Consider the following 18,191-nt stretch of genomic DNA (forward strand, 5'->3'; position numbering starts at 1 on the left):
CGTGTGTCAATAGCGCAATTAGTGACGAAAAGTTTGTTTTGCGTGATAATGGTCGAAAGCCTACAGAATTAACGCTGACAATTCGCCGTCAACCGTTGTGCAGGCCAATCACCTCGGCCGAAGACACGCTGCGCGGAGGCAATCGGATCGCCGCCATCCATGGGTCATGATGCGCAACGGCGCCCGCCACGGTATTAGTGGAAGCATGGACCGCCCCCTTCGAATCGGTGTACAGATCCAGCCCCAGCACGCCCCCGACTACAGGCTTATCCGTGACGCTGTGCTCCGCGCTGAAGATGCCGGAGTCGACGTCGTTTTCAACTGGGACCACTTCTTCCCCCTCTACGGCGAACCCGATGGCCCCCATTTCGAATGCTGGACCATGCTCGGTGCGTGGGCCGAGCAAACCGAGCGAGTCGAGTTCGGCGCGCTCGTCACATGCGGTGCATATCGCAACCCTGATTTGCTTGCCGACATGGCGCGGACCGTCGACCACATGTCCGGTGGTCGACTGATCTTCGGTATCGGCTCCGGCTGGTTCGAGCGTGACTTCGACGAATACGGCTACGAATTCGGCACCAAGGTTTCCCGCCTCAACCTGCTCGGCGAGTACCTGCCCCGGATCGAAGAGCGCTGGAAAAAGCTCAACCCGCCACCCACGCGGAACATGCCTGTCCTGATCGGCGGTGGTGGCGTCAAGAAAACATTGCGCCTTGTCGCTCGGCATGCAGACATCTGGCACAGCTTCGGCGACCTGGAAACTTTCACATACAAGTCCGGCGTGCTCGCCGAACACTGCGGGGCCGAGGGCCGCCACTCCAGCGAAATCGAGCGGTCAATCCAGTTCCCCGGCGTGGCCGACGCCGACGACTTCGTCGCTGCTGGCGCGTCCTTCTTCACCGTTCCCATTAACGGCCCGCACTACGACATGGCACCAGTCATCGAGGCGATCAAATGGCGGGGCTCGAGGTGACGATTAGCGTCCGCTGCTGCCTTCGATGAGAATGGCGGCGATCTCCTCTGGATCGTCGATCATCGGTACGTGCCCAATCCACGGCATCACGATGACGCGCGCCTGCGGAAACGTATCGCGCACTTTCGCGGACTCGTAGACGGGAAGAATGAGATCGCCACCACCCCACTGCACCGTGACCGGGACCGATGGGTCGACCTGCGGTGAGTACGCCCAGTCTTCGCCCTGGATAACATCGATCAGGGAGTTCGAGGTCAATGAGTTGAGATCGCGTAGTGCGTCATCGGGGCTTACCCGCCACGGCCGTCCGAAGAACGCCCCGAGTGCAACGCTGCGCCCGATCTTGGTGTTCAGCAACGGGCGGCTGACCGGCTTCGCTACCCGTGCAACTGCCCGCATCGCTAGGAACGTCTTATTCGTTCGTACCTGGTCTAGTTTGCTGACCCAGAAGCCGCCCGGCGAAAGGGCGGTCGCTGACGCGACAACGCCCCGGGCGGCCAGTTCCAGCGCAAGCCAGCCACCGAGCGAGTTCCCCGCGACGTGGACCTCATCGCCTTCCGGCGTGATTTTCGGAAGAAACGCTTCGACCTCATCCGCGAGGGCCTGCAGACACTTCTCCCCTTTGGGCAGTTGGGGGGACTGCCCATGGCTCGGCAAGTCGATTGTGACTACGCGACGGTGCTTCGCCAGCAACGGGATCACCGGATTCCATACATCCTGACAGTGCACAATCCCATGGATCAGCACCAGAGTGGGGCCCTTGCCGAATACGCGGTACGCGAGGTCCATGCCCCGATTATCGCCGCTCGCCCGGTGGAGTCGGCACGGGGGTGGACAGACCCCTTCGGCCATACACCCTCTGCCCCGACCAGGACCCGCCTACAGGCGGTGTGTGGTCAGGAGTCTGGGTGTCTGGTGCGCGCAGGTTCACGGAGTCGCCGCCACTTCCGGTATGTGAACCACAGCAACGTCACACACACGAGCAGAATCACCGATGGGCCGAGTGCCACATCGCCCCGAAAGATGACAGCAACTGCACTGAAGAAGGCTATCGCTGTGAAGAAGCTCAAGAATCCAAGGAGCACTTCGAGTCGTTGCCGCAATCCGACCGGGTGCATCAGCTCTTCACACCGCCAGCCGTCAATCCGGAGACGATCCGGCGCTGGAAGATGAGCACCATGATCACGAGCGGAATGGTCACCAAGGTTCCCGCGGCCATGATCGCCGAGTACGGCTGCGCGAACGGATTGTCTCCGGCGAACCGGGCAATCGCGACCGTGACGGGCTCAGTAGATCGGTTCGAGAGGAGGCTTGCTAACAGGAACTCATTCCACGTGAAGATGAAGGCCAGGATGGCGGTAGTGAACAGTGCAGGCGCAGCCAGGGGAAGCATGATGATCCGGAATGCCTGCGCCCGTGTAGCGCCGTCGACGCGAGCTGCTTCCTCGAGTTCCCATGGCAGGTCCCCGAAGAAAGACGTGAGCGTATATACGGTCAGCGGCAGAACGAAGGAAATGTTCGGAATGACGAGGGCCTGGTACGTTCCGATCCAGTTGATATCCGTGAAGAGCTGGAACAGTGGCGTGACCAGCGAAACGGTGGGGAACATTGCGGCTCCAAGAATCACACCCGTGACGACGTACTTCCCGCGAAAGTCAAGACGCGCCAGTGCATAGGCGGTGAAGATCCCCAGCAGCAACGCGATAGCAGTGGTGGCCGCACCGATTATCAGGCTGTTGATGATCGCGCCCATGAAGTCATTCCCGGCACGCGGCGTGAGTGCGCTGCGGAAGTTATCGAATGTGATGTGGGTCGGCCACGGGGTCGTGTCGAAGGTGTACCGGTAATCACGGAACGCGGTAACCACCATCCAGTAGAAGGGCGCGAGCCCCCACACTAGGATGAACCCCACGCCTAGGTAGGTTCGCAGAATCTGACTCCTGCGCTTACGCTGTGCGATCGCCTTTGCTGCCGTGACCTTTCCAGCATTTTCGCGCGAGTGCGGACTAGGCGGCGCCGTTGTTGCACTTACCACGTCATGCGCCCTTTCGCTCCGCGTCCTGTGTACGAATAGCATTCGCACCCAGCCATTTCACCATGATGAATGCAACGCCGAATATCATGAGAAATACGAGCGTGGACAACGCTGACGCGCTATTGAAGTTCCCCTGCCTGATGTCAGCGACCACCAGAATCGACACCGTCGTGGTCGGCGACGCTCCGGAAACTCCGTGCAAAATTGCGGGCAAATCGTACATGCGCAGCACATCAAGGGTTCGGAACAAGATCGCGACCATGAGCGCGGGCTTGACGAGAGGAAGCGTGATCTGGGTGAATCGCTGCCAGGCGTTGGCGCCATCAACCTTCGCCGCCTCATAAACATCCTGCGGAATCATTTGCAGCCCAGCGAGAATCAGAAGAGCCACGAATGGCGTAGTTTTCCATACATCCGAAATGATGACCGCGAATCGGGCAGCCCAGTCGTCGGTGAGCCAGCCGACCTGGCGGCCCATTATCCGATTCGCGATGCCCTGATCGGCGAAAATGAAGTACCAGAGCTTCGCGGTGACTGCTGTCGGTATGGCCCACGGGATCAGAACGCTCGCTCGGAGCAGCGAACGCCCCATGAACGTCCGGCTCATAATGATGGCCATCCAGAACCCAAGCACGACCTCCACCGTGACGGTGACACCCGCGAAGAAGAACGTGACGCCGACTGATTCCCAGAAGTTCGAGCACAACGTTCCCGGCGGGCAGGAGATCGTCTCCCCGAGAGAACTTGTGGTCTGCTGGAAGATCCACCTGGTGTAGTGCGCGATGCCCGCGAAACCGCCATCGATGAACCGGCCCGTGTCCTGATCGAACCCCCGGTCACTCTGGAATGACAAGTACACCGCGCGGAGCACCGGGTACATGATGACCACAGCGAGGATGACCATCGACGGGGCGATCAGGTATACGGGGCGCCAGTCGCGTTTCCTGCGCGAAGGGCCAGCCTGCTGCGGAGGCAGCGAAGGGCCAGCCTGCTGCGGAGGCAGCGAAGGGCCGGAGGCATTTGCACCTCCGGCCCTAGCCGATTCAGCCAAGTGAATCTCCTTCAGTCCCCCAGGAGTTAGCGTCCTGCGGCGTCGATCGCGGATTGCATGTCAGCAATCGCTTCATCCACAGACTTGTCGCCACGGATTGCAGCATAGGCATTGTCGCGGATCGCAGTCGAGATGGCCTCGTAGAACGGGGTGACTGGGCGCGGCTCCGCGTTCTGCAGTGATTCTTTCAGCGCCTGCAGGTAGGGGTATTCCTCGAGAAGTTCTTCGTCGTCATAGACCGATTCGAGGACCGGCGGGAACGCGGCCTCCATAAAGGAGCGCTGGTTCTCTTCACTCTGTACGAACTCGATGAAGTCGCGCGCGGTGGCTTTGTTCTCGGAGAAAACGCTGATGCCGTTGTTGTATCCACCCAGCGTCGACGCTCCGACGCCATCCTTGCCTGGAAGCGGAGCGACAGCAAAGTCGCCTGCGATCTCTGACTCCTCACTCTCACCGATGGCATACATGTACGGCCAGTTGCGCGCGTACATCGCGTCACCGCCCGTGAAGGTCAAGTGTGTTTCTTCTTCGGAGAATCCTGTTGCGCGCTGTGGGATCACGCCATCTGCGAACGAGTCGACAAGCAGTTGAAGTGCTTCATGAACCTCGGGAGTGTCAACCTCGGGTGTCTGGCCGTCCTCACCGACAATCGCGCCGCCGAAGGCGTTTACAGCCTCCGACACATTCACCGTGAGTCCCTCATAGTTGCGGAACTGACCGATGTAGCAGTCGATTCCTTCATCGAAGGCTGCGGGGCACGATTCAATCAGCTCATCCCACGTCTCCGGAGGAGTCTCCACAAGGTCAGTCCGGTAAAAGAGAAGTGCGCCGTTTGTGTTCTGGGGTGCCGCGTAGAGGGTGTCGCGGTAGGTGGCGCTCTCCACGGTTGCAGGGAGGAGTCCCGACGTCTCTATCGCAAGTTCGTCTTCGAGGGGCTGCAGCCAGCCCTCTGCTGCGAACTCCGCGGTCCACACGACGTCTAGCGCCATCACGTCGTACTGACCGTCCTGGGCCTGCAGTGATTGCACGAGGGCGTTGCGTTGCTCATCGGCTTCACCAGGAAGTTCGATGAACTCGACCTGCTCGTCCGGGTTGTCTTCGTTCCAGCGATCGATGACCTGCATCATCACCGCGGCGTCATTCCTGCCCATCGCGAAGGAAATTGGCCCGCGGCCATCGAGGTTTTCCTCGGCCGCCTGATCAGCGCTCAAGGGGTTAGAACACCCTGTCAGCAGCAGCGCAGTCGCCGCACCCGCTGCGAGTAGCGCTCGTGGGATCAAAGACATTGTCACTCCAGTTCTATCGTGCCTCACAGTGCCACACCGTGTTACGCAGCAATCACCGTCGGCAAACAGTGTGCCCTCTCACACCAACAAATAGCGGCATTTGCGTCTCGACACCGCATCGATCAGCGTGCCCGCCTACAGAACAGACCTGTTTTGCGGCCTACTGCATCCGTGTTCTTCGGGCGTCTTCTTAGCCGTTACCGCACCCTCCCCTGCTGCTCACCTCACCTCTCTACTGTCCGGGACGATCAGCAGCCCGTGAGCCGTCGTAGGAGCGATTCGTGACACTGCAGCCCCTATACCTCTTCGTCAAACATGATGGGACGTCCTCCCGTTCACACCTGACGTGCCAGTATCGCTGCGGCGACGCATGCTCTCAGCCCGTTCCGAATACGTCCGAGAATCCGTACTTTCGCGATGTCGCACGCATGGCCCTCGATCGGCGTACCGTCCTTCGCCGGGGTGCGCTCGCTGTGCTCACGGCGAGTGCCGGTGGTTCGCTCCTCTCCGTGGGCACCGGTTCGGCTGCAGCGCAGCCAGGCTCGATCGACGTCGGATCCGGGGATTTATTACTAGATCTCGTACCTCCTCCTCCCGGACTGGATTTCGAGGCCGTCGTGCCGAACAATCGAGACGCAGTTGTGGTCCCTCCCGGCTATTCCAGTGGTGTCGTCATCCGGTGGGGCGATCCGGTGATGCCAGGAGCGCCGGAGTTCGATTTCGGCAATCAAACAGCGGCAGCCCAGGAAAAGCAGTTCGGCTACAACAACGATTTCGCCGCACTTTTGCCGATCGCCGGAGCTCTGAACGAGTACCTCCTGGTCGTCAGCCACGAGTACACCACGGAGCCGGCGATGTTCTTCGGGTACGACGAGGACGAACCGACTGAGGATCAAGTCCGGATTGCGTGGGCCGCGCATGGACTCTCGGTCGTCAAGGTGGAGGGGCATCCGGGCGGTGGCGCGCTCGTCCCCATGATGTCGAATCTGAACCGCCGCCTCACCGCGACTTCCGAGTTCCGGTTGACAGGTCCCGCAGCCGGAAGCTCGTTGGTGCGTACTACCGCGGATCCCACTGGAACACGGGTACTCGGTACGCTGAACAACTGCGCAGGCGGTGTAACCCCGTGGGGAACTGTTCTTTCCGGCGAGGAGAACTTCAACCAATATTTTGGCAACGGTGACGGAGTGACTGCGGAGCCCGCTCGTACCCGGTTGCGCCGGTACGGCATCACAGGCGAAGCGTCGAACCGTCGCTGGGAGAGTTTCGATTCCCGGTTTGATGTGACCAGAGAACTCAACGAGCCCAACCGGTTTGGGTACATCGTCGAGATCGACCCGTGGGATCCCGCGTCGATGCCGGTGAAGCACACCGCGATGGGGCGGTTCAAACATGAAGGCGCGACGATTTACGTCACGGGTGACGGTACGGTCGTCTCGTACATGGGCGACGACGAGCGATTCGACTACATCTACAAATTCGTTTCGTCGAAGAAGATCATGCCGGGTGACGGGGCGGCGTCCATGCGTCACAACATGACGATTCTCGATGAGGGCACCCTGTATGTCGCGCGATTCCAGGGAAATTCACCAGCGGCGGAGATCGACGGTTCAGGCCGTCTGCCAGCGGATGACAGGTTCGATGGCAGCGGCGAGTGGCTGCCCTTGCTGCGCTCAGAAGGCGAGACTGCCACGTCATTTGTGGAGGGCTTCAGCGCTGAGGAAGTGGCCGTTTTCACGCGCCTGGCCGCGGACAAAGTAGGGGCGACAAAAATGGACCGTCCCGAAGACGTCGAGGCGAATCCAAAGACTGGAAAGGTCTACGCGGCGCTGACGAATAACACCCGGCGTGGTTCCGGAGGCTATCCACGCGCCGACGAGGCCAACCCCCGCCACGGCAACAAGAATGGTCACGTGCTCGAGTTAGAGGACGACCACGCAGGCACCACGTTCACCTGGAACATCCTGCTTGTTTGCGGTGACCCCGCGACTGCCGACTCGTACTTTGGTGGTTTCGACAAGTCCCGGGTCAGTCCGATTTCATGCCCCGACAATGTTGCCTTCGATCCTTTTGGCAACCTCTGGATCGCCACGGATGGAAACGCGCTGGGAACTAACGAAGGTCTCTTCTCCGTTGTGCTGGACGGCCCGCGCCGCGGCGAGACGAAACAGTTTCTAACAGTTCCTGTCGGAGCAGAGACGTGCGGACCGATCGTGACCGAGGAGCGCGTGCTCGTTTGCGTCCAGCACCCCGGTGAAAGCGACAACTACACGGCGGAAACGCCGGCTTCACACTGGCCGGACGGGGGCACCTCGCAGCCCCGCCCGGCAGTTGTCGCTGTGTGGAACGGTTAGCGGGTTTCTGACCACAGCATCTGCGTGATGGGCAGCATGCCCCCCTCGCCTAGGCATGTGGCGAATGATGGCTGCCCTACTGGCATCCACGGCCCAGTCACTCGCATCGTCGTGAAACCGTGGCTGCTGCCACCGATCTGCGGGAAGACCCGGTCTACACAATCCATGACGATCCGGTGCTCGCCAGTTCCTTCCAGACAGAGCGAAAGCCCTGCCACTCCCATCGGAAGGTACGGGCAGTCGGCGGGTTGTTGCGCTTGACCTGTCGCAGCCGCGGCGAGCATCGTCCCGGCCGCGACCACGCCCGCGCATGCCCCAGCGGCCATCAGCCTCACGATTTTCCCCATAGCGCTGATCCCTTCGTCATTTGGTCTGTTCGGAAATGCTATCGAGATCCACGGGTGCAAGCTCGTGAAACCGGTCACCCGGGCCTGGATTCTCGGAATGAGACTGCCCGCCAAGCTGTTTCTGGACCGCCCATACTGCGTTCAGGGCAGTGGTTACTGCTCCCTCCGCCCAGCCAGACGTGAATGAGATGTCATCTCCCGCGATGTAGATGCCGCGGTGGCGGTCGAGGAAGTTGTCCTGCATAAAGTGGGTAAACAACCGGCGCTGGTATCTGTAGTGCCCGGGAAGATTATTTCCGAAGGCACCCATGAAGTTCGGATCGCTTTCCCACGAGACGGTGATCGGTTTGCCACGAATGTGCGCTGCTATGTCGACGTCAGGGTAGATCTTCCGTAATGAGTGCAGCATGAGGCGAACACGTTCATCTGGGTCCAGCGCGAGCCACTTCAACGCATCGTCATTCCAGGTGTAGCTCAGGCAAATCAAGGCCGGCCGGTCTGGCCCGTCGTCGAGGAGGTAGGTTGCTCTGGTTAGCCGGTCCGTGAGCGTCATGCTCATGACGTCCCGGCCGGTGCTTGGGTCCCGGTCAAGCCAGAACGGCCGGTCCACCATCACGAACGTTTTGGACGACTGCATGTAGTGACTGCGTTCCATTGCCGCCCAGAGTTCCTGACTGAAAAGGGATTCGTCGCAGTCGATTTGTGCAGAAAGCAACCACGTCTGGCATGTCGCGACGACGGCCGGGTACGTGGCCGAGTTCCCCAGGCGGTCCTCGACGCTGATTGCTGTGGGTGATACGCGGTGCACCGCCTTCACACCTACCCGTGGACCAGCTGGGTGCAACGCGGCGAGCGAAGTTCCGTGTGGCCAGTGCATCAGGCCCTGTGCTGGGTGCTTCCACAGCGCGCGCGCGACGGTGTCCGCTCCCCCGATGATGCGCCGTTGATCGATGTCCGCGTTGGTGAACACCACCCGCAGTACTTCAAGGATGGAGTTAGGGAAATCGGTATCCCATCCGCCCGTGCCGAATCCGACTTGACCGAATGTCTCGCGGAACGAAAATGGGGCAGCCCGGAAAGCACGTGATCGGGCTAAGAATCCGTAGAAGGACTCGTCATCGAGTCGACCGACGAGCTCGTTCCAGAGCAGTTTGATCGCACGCGTGTCACGCGCACTGATTGCGGCCTGGATCGTTTCGCGGCCTACCTCATCGAGGCAGTCTGCCCAGGCTGCGGCGACGTCGCGGAAAAGCGGAGGAAGGTCCTGAATCGTCTGCGCGTAGTGCCGCACTCCGGCAAGTTCGATGACGGTGCTGGATGTCGCTTGCGACAGCGGATTCGGGAAAGGCCTCGTGCTGACGTCGCACGCATCGACGTAGTGGAAGAACGCTCGGCCTGACGCGGGGAAACGCATGGCCCCGAGATCAGCCGCCGGGGATTCTGGGCCATCGAACCGTACGCTGCGCATCCGACCGCCGAGGTGAGCAGATTCGTACACGACGGGACGTAAACCGAGGCGCATTAGTTCATGGGCCGCGACGAGACCGGCCATTCCGGCTCCGATGACCGCCACTTCCGTCCCCTGGGCATCCTGAGGTATGGAGCCGAGACCCGCTCGATGCGATAGGTACTCGTCGTACGAGAACGGGAAGTCCGGAACGAGCATCGTGAGCAGCGGCGCAGCTGTCATGCCATCTCCGTCGGTCGGGTGCCCGATCCGCAAATCGGGCGGCTCAGCGAGCAGGTGGTTCACCCTACTTGAAAAGGGGTTTTATGAGTTTTCATTCGAGTGCCAATTTCCGGGCACCCGTCCGGTCATGCGTCCGGTCATGCGCCCGGGCATGCCCGCGAGCAGGCAGCGGTCATGTGACTGGTCAGGGTAATGGTGCTGCCCAGTGGCGTTACGGGCCACGCGTACCACCCTTGCGTGGGTTGGTCGCAACCGCATCAAGGTTGGGTTCCGGTTCTCGAACAACCCGCTCGACGCACTGCGCTCATGTAGGCACGTCGAAGTCGCCCACATACAGAGGGATGATTCAGCAGCGACTAGCCTGGCACCTATGCCTGTCGCCCTCATTACCGGAGCAAGCCGCGGCTTAGGTGCTGCGATCGCCCAGGAACTCGAATCCACACACAGCCTCCTCCTCGGTGGCCGCGATGCTGAGGCGCTGACACCCCTGGCAGATCATCTGCCGAACGCTCAACCCTGGACAGTGGATCTGACCGACCACGACGCAGTTGAGCGAGCAGCACGCCAAATCGAAGAGCTCGACGTTCTGGTGCACAACGCCGGTTTTGCGCGTATCGGATCCATCGAAGACACATCGCTAGACACATGGCGCACCACAATGGAAGTGAACCTCTTTGCGGTAGTCCACCTCACACGCGTCCTGCTCCCGGCGCTGCGACGGGCGGGGGGTCACGTAGTTCTCATCAACTCAGGAGCCGGACTGCGCGTCAACCCTGGCTGGAGCGCTTACGCTGCCTCGAAGTTTGCGTTGAGAGCGTTCTCCGACGCCTTGCGAGCCGAAGAGCCATCGCTGCGGGTTACCTCGATCCACCCGGGCCGAATCGACACCGATATGCAGCGCGCGATCATCAGCGCCGAGGGGAAGGACGAGTACAACCCTGACGATTTCCTCAAGACATCGACGGTTGCGCTGGCCGTGGGAAATGCCATTCGCACTCCCCGCGATGCCCACCCGACAGAAGTGATGCTCCGGCCAGCCACACGCTAGTTGGTGTTCAGAACTGAGGCGTGAACGGGATAAGCGGCGGCGCTTAAAGGACGATGTTGACCATTTTTCCGGGCACAACAATCACCTTCCGCGGTGTCTTTCCCTCGATCAACGTGGCGATCTTGTCGTCTGCCAGTGCCACCTGTTCCACGTGCTCGCGGGATGAATCCGCTGGCACGTTGATGCGGCCGCGGACCTTTCCATTCACCTGGATGGGGTATTCGAGGGTCTCATCCGCCAGCCATCGTTCGTCTGCCGTCGGGAAGGGTCCGTGGGCAAGCGGGGTTTCGTGGCCGAGCCGAGACCACAACTCCTCCGCAACGTGTGGGGCAAGTGGCGCCATCATCAATACGAGCGGTTCGACGGCTGATCGAGGAGCGCCATTCGGGTAGGCCTTGGTGAGGTGGTTTGTCAGCTCGATGAGCTTCGCACCAGCGGTGTTCATGCGCAGGGACGCATACTCCTCATCGACTCCGGCGATCGTCCGATTTACGACGCGAAGCGTGGTCTCGTCGAGCTCTCGCTCGACGACTTTCATAGCGCCCGATTCTTCATCGATGACAAGGCGCCATACGCGCTGCAGGAATCGATGGGCGCCGATGACGTCCTTGGTAGCCCACGGCCGGGAGGCGTCGAGAGGTCCCATCGACATCTCGTACACGCGCAACGTGTCGGCACCGAAGTCTTCGGCTATTTCATCAGGAGTGACGGAATTCTTAAGGCTCTTACCCATCTTTCCGTACTCTTGATTGACCTCAACGGTCTGCCCGTCCGGTCCAGTCCAGAAGAACTTATCGCCCTTTTCCTCGACCTCATCGGCCGGAACGTACACACCACGCGAATCGGTGTAGGCAAACGCTTGAATGTAACCCTGGTTAAACAGACGCCGATAAGGTTCGACTGAGCTCACGTGCCCCAGGTCATGGAGCACCTTGTGCCAGAAGCGCGCGTACAAGAGGTGCAGCACGGCATGTTCGACGCCACCGACATACAGGTCGATTCCTCCGGGGTCGTGTGGACCGTGAATCTCGGGGCGCGGGCCGACCCAGTAAGCCTCGTTGTCCTTGGCACAGAACTCGTCCTGATTTGTCGGATCGATGTACCTGAGCTGATACCAGGAACTGCCCGCCCACTGAGGCATGACATTGGTGTCCCGGCGGTAGGTCTTCAGGCCGTCACCCAAGTCAAGCTCGACGTTCACCCAGTCGGTTGCCTTAGCAAGCGGAGGCGACGGCTCCGAGTTCGCATCATCGGGATCGAAAGTGACAGGTGCGTAGTCCGTCAGGTCGGGGAGTTCGACCGGCAACATCGAGTCTGGTAGCGCGTAGGTGACACCGTCTTCGTCATACACGATGGGGAAGGGTTCGCCCCAATAACGCTGACGAGCGAAAAGCCAGTCCCGCAGCTTGTACTGAACGGTGCCCTTCCCTCTGCCCTGCTCTTCGAGCCACGAGATCGCACGGGTTTTCGCCTCGTCTACACGAAGGCCGTTGATGTTAAGCCCGCTATCGTTCGCCGAGTTGATACCCACTCCATCCCCAGTGAACGCTGCGTCGAGCGTTTCCGGTGCCGAAGTGTCGGAACCCTCTGTGTCGGCAGCAATCACCCGGACGATTTCCAGACCGAAAGTCGTAGCGAACTCGAAGTCACGAACGTCGTGCGCAGGAACTGCCATGATCGCGCCGGTCCCGTAGCCGGTCAACACATAATCTGCGATGAAGACCGGGATCTTGTGACCATTGACGGGGTTCGTGGCAAAGCTACCGAGGAAGACACCCGTCTTTTCTTTGTTCTCTTGGCGTTCCAAATCAGTTTTCGATGCGATGGAGGCCCGGTATTTGGCTACAGCTTCTGCTGGGCTTGCCGCTCCCCCGGTCCATCGGGCGTCTGTGCCGGTCGGCCACTCGGCCGAAATCAGCGTGTCAACAAGTTCATGCTCGGGTGCGAGGACCATGTACGTCGCACCGAACAATGTGTCTGGGCGCGTGGTGAAGACTTCGATGTCACGTCCAGAGTCGGTCGCGAACTCCACGTTGGCACCACGCGAACGGCCGATCCAGTTGCGCTGCATCGTCTTGACCTTGTCGGGCCAATCAAGTAGATCAAGATCGTCGAGGAGGCGGTCAGCGTAGGTGGTGATGCGCATCATCCACTGCTTCAACTCTTTGCGGAAAACGGGGAAGTTGCCGCGCTCACTGCGTCCGTCCGCAGTTACCTCCTCATTCGCCAGAACGGTGCCGAGACCAGGGCACCAGTTGACCTGAGCGTTCGAGTGATACACCAGGCGAAACTCTTCGAGGACAGCGTCGCGCTCAGCTCTCGTCAGCTCTGCCCAGTCACGTCCACCGGGCACCGCCCGGGCACCTGACTCGAACTCCGCGATCAGTTCCCCGATGCTGCGGGCACGCCCGAGTTCGCCGTCGTACCACGAGTTGTAGATCTGGAGGAAGATCCACTGTGTCCAGTGGTAGAAATCTGTGTCCGTTGTCGCGACCCGGCGACGCTCGTCGTGCCCCAGGCCGAGACGCCGGATCTGAGCCAGGTAGCGCTCGATATTCGCTTCCGTGGTGGTGCGGGGGTGGGTCCCGGTTTGCACCGCATACTGTTCCGCCGGAAGCCCAAAGCTGTCGAAGCCCATCGTGTGGAGTACGTTGTGGCCGCGCATACGGTGATACCGGGCGTAGACATCGGTTGCGATGAATCCGAGCGGGTGCCCGACGTGGAGCCCGGCGCCCGAGGGATACGGGAACATGTCCAGAACAAAAAGCTTGTCCTCGGGGACATCCCCTGCGAGTGGTCCCGTCGGGTTTGGCGCATGGAACGACCCGAGTTCGTTCCAGCGCTCCTGCCAGCGGCGCTCGATCTCTCCTGCCAATTCAGCTGTATACCGGAATTGCGGAGTGAGATCGCGTGCGGATGTGTCCGTACCAGTCCTCGTGTTTGTCCCTGAATCACTCACTGTGGCTGTCTACCTACCGAGTCGTCGCGCCGATGGTCCACCAATGGGGCGGACACTGTGCCCCGATAAGACTAATGGCTACACTGCCCAGATTCCGACTCCGCCGCCTTCCGCCGTATGCTGGTGACCGTGCTTGTCGCTGCAATCGTCCTCCTTGTGCTCGCTGCGTTCTTCATCACCGCCGGGATAGCGGGCGCCATCGAACGTCTCCCACGCAACCGTTTCGCCGGGGTGCGTTCCCCTGAAACGCTCCGCGATGATGACACCTTTCGGGTCGCCAACAAGGTCGCGGCGCCCACAATGATTGGCGCGGGCACCATTCTGGTCTTCGGGGCAACAGGCGGCGTGGTGTTGTCCGGCTGGCTGACCGTGGTCGCCATGCTGGCCGCTGTCGTCGCCGCGATTCTGGTTGCCGGGGCGGGGGCTAACCTCGGTATTCGCGCAGCCCGCGCAGTGCCCGCCGCGACAGGCGGTGCCTGCTCGACCTGCAGCGGCTGTTCCATTGCGGAAGCTTGCTCGCCACAGGACGGCTGCGCGTGATCACCTTCGGCGCTTTCAGCATCTACGTTGATGATCAAGACCGGGCACTGCGCTTCTACACCGAACTACTGGGGTTCACCAAGAAGAACGACCTTCTCGTCGGTGGTGCACGATGGCTAACCATAGTTCCCTCTGCACACGTCGATGGAACGGAGCTCCTCCTTGAGCCCAATGGCAATCCAATTGCCGCGGAGTACCAGAAGAACCTCTACGACGCACGCATCCCTGCGGCCGTTTTTGCTGTAGACGACTTGGTGGCCGAGCACCGTCGGCTCGCATCGCTAGGTGTGGTTTTCACCATGCGCCCCACCGAAATGGGAGCGAATCTCCAGGCGATGCTCGATGACGGATGCGGGAACCTGATTCTGCTCAACCAGCCGCTGTCCGACGCGACTTAATCCGCTACTCCCCCGCGGCCATGGCCGGACGACGGCCCGCATACTGCCCGGACATGCCCGCGGGCGGCACCGGCAGGCGGGCCAGTAAACCCTTCCTGATCGGGCATGCTCGGTGACGTGCCCGGTTGCTGACCGAACATGCCCACGAGCAGGCTCAAGCATGACCATCACAGACCACACTCGAGGACGTCACCTCTAGGTAACAGTAGCCGTCGCCACTCACGCTCGGAACCCCGGTGCAGAGGCGTACGAACCAATTCCGTCACGTGACAGCGTTTGCTTCACGCACCATCAGTGATAGACCTCGCAGAACACTGCGCGTATCGAGGTATTAGCGTTGTGTTCGTGAAAAGACTCTCGCGCTACGGCATTGATGGCTTCATCCTTGCGATTTTTGGTGCCGTTGTCATCGCGAGCCTTCTTCCTGCCACAGGAGTATGGGAAACCGTCGCCACTTGGGCAACACGCTTTTGTATCGCGTTGCTTTTCTTTCTGTATGGCACGCGCCTTGCCCCACAAGACGCGCTAAAGGGACTCACACATTGGCGACTCCATATCGTCGTACTTGCTGCAACTTTCGTGGTATTTCCCCTCCTAGGAATGGCAATGAAGCCACTCGAGCCAGGAATAGTCACCCCCGGGCTCTACGCAGGACTGCTATTCCTGTGTCTGCTCCCTTCTACTGTGCAGTCCTCAATCGCCTTTACCTCAATCGCGCGTGGAAATGTAGCCGGAGCAATAGTCAGTGCATCCGCGTCGAACCTGATCGGTGTCTTCCTGACCCCCCTGCTCGTGATCATGCTCATGAACACGACCGGGCATGCTCAAGTCAGTCCCAGCGCGGTAATCAACATTGTTCTGCAGATTCTCTTGCCCTTTTTGGTTGGTCAGCTGGCTCGGCCATTTATTGGCGGATTTCTCATCAAGCACGCACGCCCGACGCGCTTGGTTGACCGGACGTCAATCGTACTGGTCGTGTATGCGGCATTTAGCGAGAGCATGCGTGAAGGTATCTGGCAGATCGTCGAGGTCCGCCACGTCATCATCATCGTGTTCATCAGTTGCGTCCTCTTGAGCGTTGTCCTTCTCCTGACCGCATTCGCCGGTCGATTGCTGAAGTTCTCGCGAGAGGATCAGATCGTCATCCTCTTCTGCGGATCCAAGAAATCCCTTGCAAGCGGGCTGCCGATGGCTACCGTGCTCTTCGCCGGACAGTCCGTCGGTCTGATCATCCTTCCGCTGATGATCTTCCATCAGATCCAGCTGGTTGTATGCGCGATCCTGGCGTCACGAATCGGACATGCCCACGAGCAGGGCGATCGTACCGATTGATCAGGGGTTTCATCCGCTCCGATGTATAACGTAGGTGGACGCGGACACGCGCGGGCATGCCCACGATCAGGCCTGCACGCACACCCCGCCCGGACAGGTGATCGGGCTACTGATCGAGCGCACCCACCGCAATAGGGGAGGGGAGAGGCCCGGTAGCAATACCATAGAGAGATGAGCCTGGTGCCAAGCGAGGTCCATCCCACGATCGCTCGGTCGATGCTCGCGGACGGCTTCGACATTGTCCTCGACTTAGCCCGCTCACACGGATCGTGGATCGTCGATGCACAGACCGGAACCCGCTATCTCGATATGTTCACGTTCTTCGCGTCATCGGCACTCGGAATGAATCACCCCGGACTTACCGAGGACGAGCAGTTCCGAGGTGAACTACTGCTCGCCGCGTACAACAAGCCTTCCAACTCAGATATGTACACCGTCGCCATGGCTGAGTTCGTTCAGACGTTCGCTCGCGTGCTCGGTGATGAGCGATTGCCGCACCTATTCTTCATTGAGGGTGGCGCAAACGCCGTTGAGAACGCTCTCAAAACTGCATTCGATTGGAAGAGCCGACTCAACGAAGCGTACGGTCGGGACCCCAAACTCGGGACACAGGTAATGCATCTTCAAGATGCATTTCACGGGCGGACTGGATACACCTTGTCGCTCACGAACACGGAGCAGATCAAGACTGCTCGCTTTCCAAAGTTCGAGTGGCCACGAATTGCCAATCCGTATCCAGGTACTTATCGGAGCGGGCAGGATCGTGACGTGGAAAGATTGGAGGAACAGGCGCTCGGGCAGGCTCGGGCAGTGTTCGCCGAGAACCCCCATGACATCGCGTGCTTCATCGCCGAGCCAATCCAGGGGGAAGGTGGCGACCATCATTTACGGCCACAGTTTCTGCAAGCGATGCAGGACCTGTGTCACAAGCATGACGCACTTTTTATCCTCGACGAGGTCCAGACCGGTTGCGGGATGACCGGCTCAGCGTGGGCGTACCAGCAGCTTGGGTTGGAACCGGATGTCGTTGCGTTCGGCAAGAAGACTCATGTCTGCGGAATAATGGCGGGCGGTCGGGTCGACGAGGTACCCGACAACGTCTTCCACGTGAGTTCACGAATTAACTCCACGTTCGGGGCAAGCCTGACGGACATGGTGCGCGCACGCCGCATCCTCGAAATTATTGAAGCCAGTCACCTCATCACGAGAGCCGCGAATCTCGGTGCGCACCTTTTCGGGCGTCTCGTGGAGATGGCGTCGCGGCACCCGATCGTGACTGATCCACGTGGGCGGGGGCTCATGTGTGCGGTCACGCTCGCGGACGGGGGAGTGCGGGACGAAATAGTCCGAGAACTGCGCCTCGTCGAACACGTCCTCCTGCTTCCCTGCGGGGAGCGCAGTGTGCGGTTCCGCCCATCGCTCACCGTCACAAGGGAAGAGCTTGATGCCGCAGTATCTGCCTTAGACCGCACACTGATCCGCCACCACTGATCAGTTGCGGTCCAGCTCTATCGGGTGGGTCGCAAGCATAGCCAGGGGCACGGACTGGCGTCGAAGCACTCGGCCCCAAAGGTCAGCGCGGGCAGGTGCGAGCACGTCCGCGGGCAGGCTGGGCATGACCATCCAGTCGTCGCGGGCGAGTTCAGAATCTAGCTGTCCGGTTGTCCATCCGGCATATCCGACAAAGATCCGCAGACCGGTCAGCACCGGAGCCATGTCCTCAGGGTCGGCGTCGAGGTCGATCATCACAACGCGGCCCTCGACTGCCCTAATACCCTCTAGACCGTCAATGTGGGTTCCGGCACGCAACACTCCCAGGCAGATTGCTGAATCGCGTTTGACAGGCCCACCGATGAAAAGCGCCTTCGGGCGCGCCGACAGTGAGGTCCACTGTGGAAGTACGTTGTGCACCGCAGTTTCGCTTGCGCGGTTAAGCACAACACCCAGGCTGCCCGACTCGTTGTGCTCGATGACATAGATAACCGTGCGACGGAACGTAGGCTCAAGCAGGTCCGTCGAAGCAAGCAGCAGGCTGCCCGGTTTCACTGTCCGATCGAGTCGTGCCCGATAGTCCTCAGGATCTTCCCAGCTCGACACATCCCTATCATGGCACCGTAAGGCGAAGAGTTCTTGGTGATCGCCGCACCTTTCGTAAACAGCAAGTCAGGTCCAGAGGAA

16 protein-coding genes are annotated in these 18,191 nt (G+C 60.3%); 7 read left to right on the forward strand and 9 right to left on the reverse strand.

Features of this window, described 5'->3' with window-relative positions; all coding sequences use genetic code 11:
- The first annotated feature begins 205 nt into the window (after nucleotides 1-205).
- On the forward strand, nucleotides 206-973 hold the full coding sequence (locus AS9A_RS21755) for an LLM class F420-dependent oxidoreductase (protein WP_013809330.1): 768 nt from the start codon (nucleotides 206-208) through the stop codon (nucleotides 971-973).
- 3 nt (nucleotides 974-976) lie between these two features.
- Here the strand turns inward: AS9A_RS21755 and AS9A_RS21760 are convergent, their stop codons facing one another.
- From AS9A_RS21760 to AS9A_RS21780, 5 genes are all read right to left on the reverse strand, one after another.
- Entirely contained in the window at nucleotides 977-1,762 is a 786-nt protein-coding gene (locus AS9A_RS21760; RefSeq protein WP_013809331.1) for an alpha/beta fold hydrolase, read from the reverse strand.
- A 107-nt stretch (nucleotides 1,763-1,869) separates the two neighbouring features.
- On the reverse strand, nucleotides 1,870-2,091 hold the full coding sequence (locus AS9A_RS21765) for a hypothetical protein (protein WP_013809332.1): 222 nt from the start codon (nucleotides 2,089-2,091) through the stop codon (nucleotides 1,870-1,872).
- Nucleotides 2,091-3,008 (reverse strand): carbohydrate ABC transporter permease, encoded by a 918-nt coding sequence (locus tag AS9A_RS21770; RefSeq protein ID WP_407636555.1) that lies wholly within the window; start codon nucleotides 3,006-3,008, stop codon nucleotides 2,091-2,093. The genes AS9A_RS21765 and AS9A_RS21770 overlap by 1 nt, the downstream gene beginning before the upstream one ends.
- A 1-nt stretch (nucleotide 3,009) precedes the next feature.
- Complete coding sequence (locus tag AS9A_RS21775) at nucleotides 3,010-4,059, reverse strand: carbohydrate ABC transporter permease (RefSeq protein ID WP_407636556.1); 1,050 nt, start codon at nucleotides 4,057-4,059, stop codon at nucleotides 3,010-3,012.
- A gap of 26 nt (nucleotides 4,060-4,085) precedes the next feature.
- Nucleotides 4,086-5,345: an ABC transporter substrate-binding protein gene (locus tag AS9A_RS21780; RefSeq protein WP_013809335.1), complete on the reverse strand. Its 1,260-nt coding sequence runs from the start codon at nucleotides 5,343-5,345 to the stop codon at nucleotides 4,086-4,088.
- Nucleotides 5,346-5,626: 281 nt separating this feature from the next.
- Here AS9A_RS21780 and AS9A_RS21785 point away from each other — a divergent pair, with 281 nt between their 5' ends.
- The gene (locus AS9A_RS21785) at nucleotides 5,627-7,699 is read left to right on the forward strand and encodes a PhoX family protein (protein WP_013809336.1); all 2,073 of its coding nucleotides are present in this window, start codon (nucleotides 5,627-5,629) and stop codon (nucleotides 7,697-7,699) included.
- Here AS9A_RS21785 and AS9A_RS21790 read toward each other — a convergent pair.
- Together AS9A_RS21790 and AS9A_RS21795 are read right to left on the reverse strand one after the other, a co-directional pair.
- Nucleotides 7,696-8,046 carry a hypothetical protein gene (locus AS9A_RS21790; RefSeq protein ID WP_013809337.1) on the reverse strand — a complete coding sequence of 117 codons (351 nt, stop codon included), beginning with the start codon at nucleotides 8,044-8,046 and terminating at the stop codon, nucleotides 7,696-7,698. The two genes, AS9A_RS21785 and AS9A_RS21790, sit on opposite strands and share 4 nt — an antisense overlap.
- 16 nt (nucleotides 8,047-8,062) lie before the next feature.
- A complete protein-coding gene (locus AS9A_RS21795; protein ID WP_041452377.1) occupies nucleotides 8,063-9,736 on the reverse strand; it encodes a flavin monoamine oxidase family protein in 1,674 nt (557 codons plus the stop codon).
- Nucleotides 9,737-10,106: 370 nt separating this feature from the next.
- On the opposite strand from AS9A_RS21795, the gene AS9A_RS21800 reads away from it, so the two are divergent.
- Nucleotides 10,107-10,784 (forward strand): SDR family oxidoreductase, encoded by a 678-nt coding sequence (locus AS9A_RS21800; protein ID WP_041452378.1) that lies wholly within the window; start codon nucleotides 10,107-10,109, stop codon nucleotides 10,782-10,784.
- Nucleotides 10,785-10,827: 43 nt separating this feature from the next.
- Here AS9A_RS21800 and leuS read toward each other — a convergent pair whose 3' ends face one another.
- Entirely contained in the window at nucleotides 10,828-13,743 is a 2,916-nt protein-coding gene (gene leuS, locus AS9A_RS21805; protein WP_013809340.1) for a leucine--tRNA ligase, read from the reverse strand.
- A gap of 129 nt (nucleotides 13,744-13,872) precedes the next feature.
- Between leuS and AS9A_RS21810 the strand changes: the two genes are divergently transcribed.
- From AS9A_RS21810 to lat, 4 genes are all read left to right on the forward strand, one after another.
- Nucleotides 13,873-14,283 carry an SdpI family protein gene (locus AS9A_RS21810; RefSeq protein WP_041452379.1) on the forward strand — a complete coding sequence of 137 codons (411 nt, stop codon included), beginning with the start codon at nucleotides 13,873-13,875 and terminating at the stop codon, nucleotides 14,281-14,283.
- Entirely contained in the window at nucleotides 14,280-14,681 is a 402-nt protein-coding gene (locus AS9A_RS21815; RefSeq protein WP_013809342.1) for a VOC family protein, read from the forward strand. The genes AS9A_RS21810 and AS9A_RS21815 overlap by 4 nt, the downstream gene beginning before the upstream one ends.
- A gap of 345 nt (nucleotides 14,682-15,026) precedes the next feature.
- A complete protein-coding gene (locus tag AS9A_RS21820) occupies nucleotides 15,027-16,013 on the forward strand; it encodes a bile acid:sodium symporter family protein (protein WP_041452381.1) in 987 nt (328 codons plus the stop codon).
- A 171-nt stretch (nucleotides 16,014-16,184) separates the two neighbouring features.
- A complete protein-coding gene (lat, locus tag AS9A_RS21825; RefSeq protein ID WP_041451289.1) occupies nucleotides 16,185-17,504 on the forward strand; it encodes an L-lysine 6-transaminase in 1,320 nt (439 codons plus the stop codon).
- Here lat and AS9A_RS21830 read toward each other — a convergent pair whose 3' ends face one another.
- Nucleotides 17,505-18,110 carry a YqgE/AlgH family protein gene (locus tag AS9A_RS21830; RefSeq protein ID WP_013809346.1) on the reverse strand — a complete coding sequence of 202 codons (606 nt, stop codon included), beginning with the start codon at nucleotides 18,108-18,110 and terminating at the stop codon, nucleotides 17,505-17,507.
- Nucleotides 18,111-18,191: the final 81 nt, after the last annotated feature.

It is taken from the genome of Hoyosella subflava DQS3-9A1, from assembly GCF_000214175.1.
GTDB lineage: Bacteria > Actinomycetota > Actinomycetes > Mycobacteriales > Mycobacteriaceae > Hoyosella > Hoyosella subflava.

What these genes read in the sequence shown, in the direction of transcription:
- AS9A_RS21755 (WP_013809330.1), top strand. Translation starts at nt 206, where the DNA reads ATGGACCGCCCCCTTCGAATCGGTGTACAGATCCAGCCCCAGCACGCC.
- AS9A_RS21760 (WP_013809331.1), bottom strand. Translation starts at nt 1,762, where the DNA reads ATGGACCTCGCGTACCGCGTATTCGGCAAGGGCCCCACTCTGGTGCTG.
- AS9A_RS21765 (WP_013809332.1), bottom strand. Translation starts at nt 2,091, where the DNA reads ATGCACCCGGTCGGATTGCGGCAACGACTCGAAGTGCTCCTTGGATTC.
- AS9A_RS21780 (WP_013809335.1), bottom strand. Translation starts at nt 5,345, where the DNA reads ATGTCTTTGATCCCACGAGCGCTACTCGCAGCGGGTGCGGCGACTGCG.
- AS9A_RS21790 (WP_013809337.1), bottom strand. Translation starts at nt 8,046, where the DNA reads ATGGGGAAAATCGTGAGGCTGATGGCCGCTGGGGCATGCGCGGGCGTG.
- AS9A_RS21795 (WP_041452377.1), bottom strand. Translation starts at nt 9,736, where the DNA reads ATGACAGCTGCGCCGCTGCTCACGATGCTCGTTCCGGACTTCCCGTTC.
- AS9A_RS21800 (WP_041452378.1), top strand. Translation starts at nt 10,107, where the DNA reads ATGCCTGTCGCCCTCATTACCGGAGCAAGCCGCGGCTTAGGTGCTGCG.
- lat (WP_041451289.1), top strand. Translation starts at nt 16,185, where the DNA reads ATGAGCCTGGTGCCAAGCGAGGTCCATCCCACGATCGCTCGGTCGATG.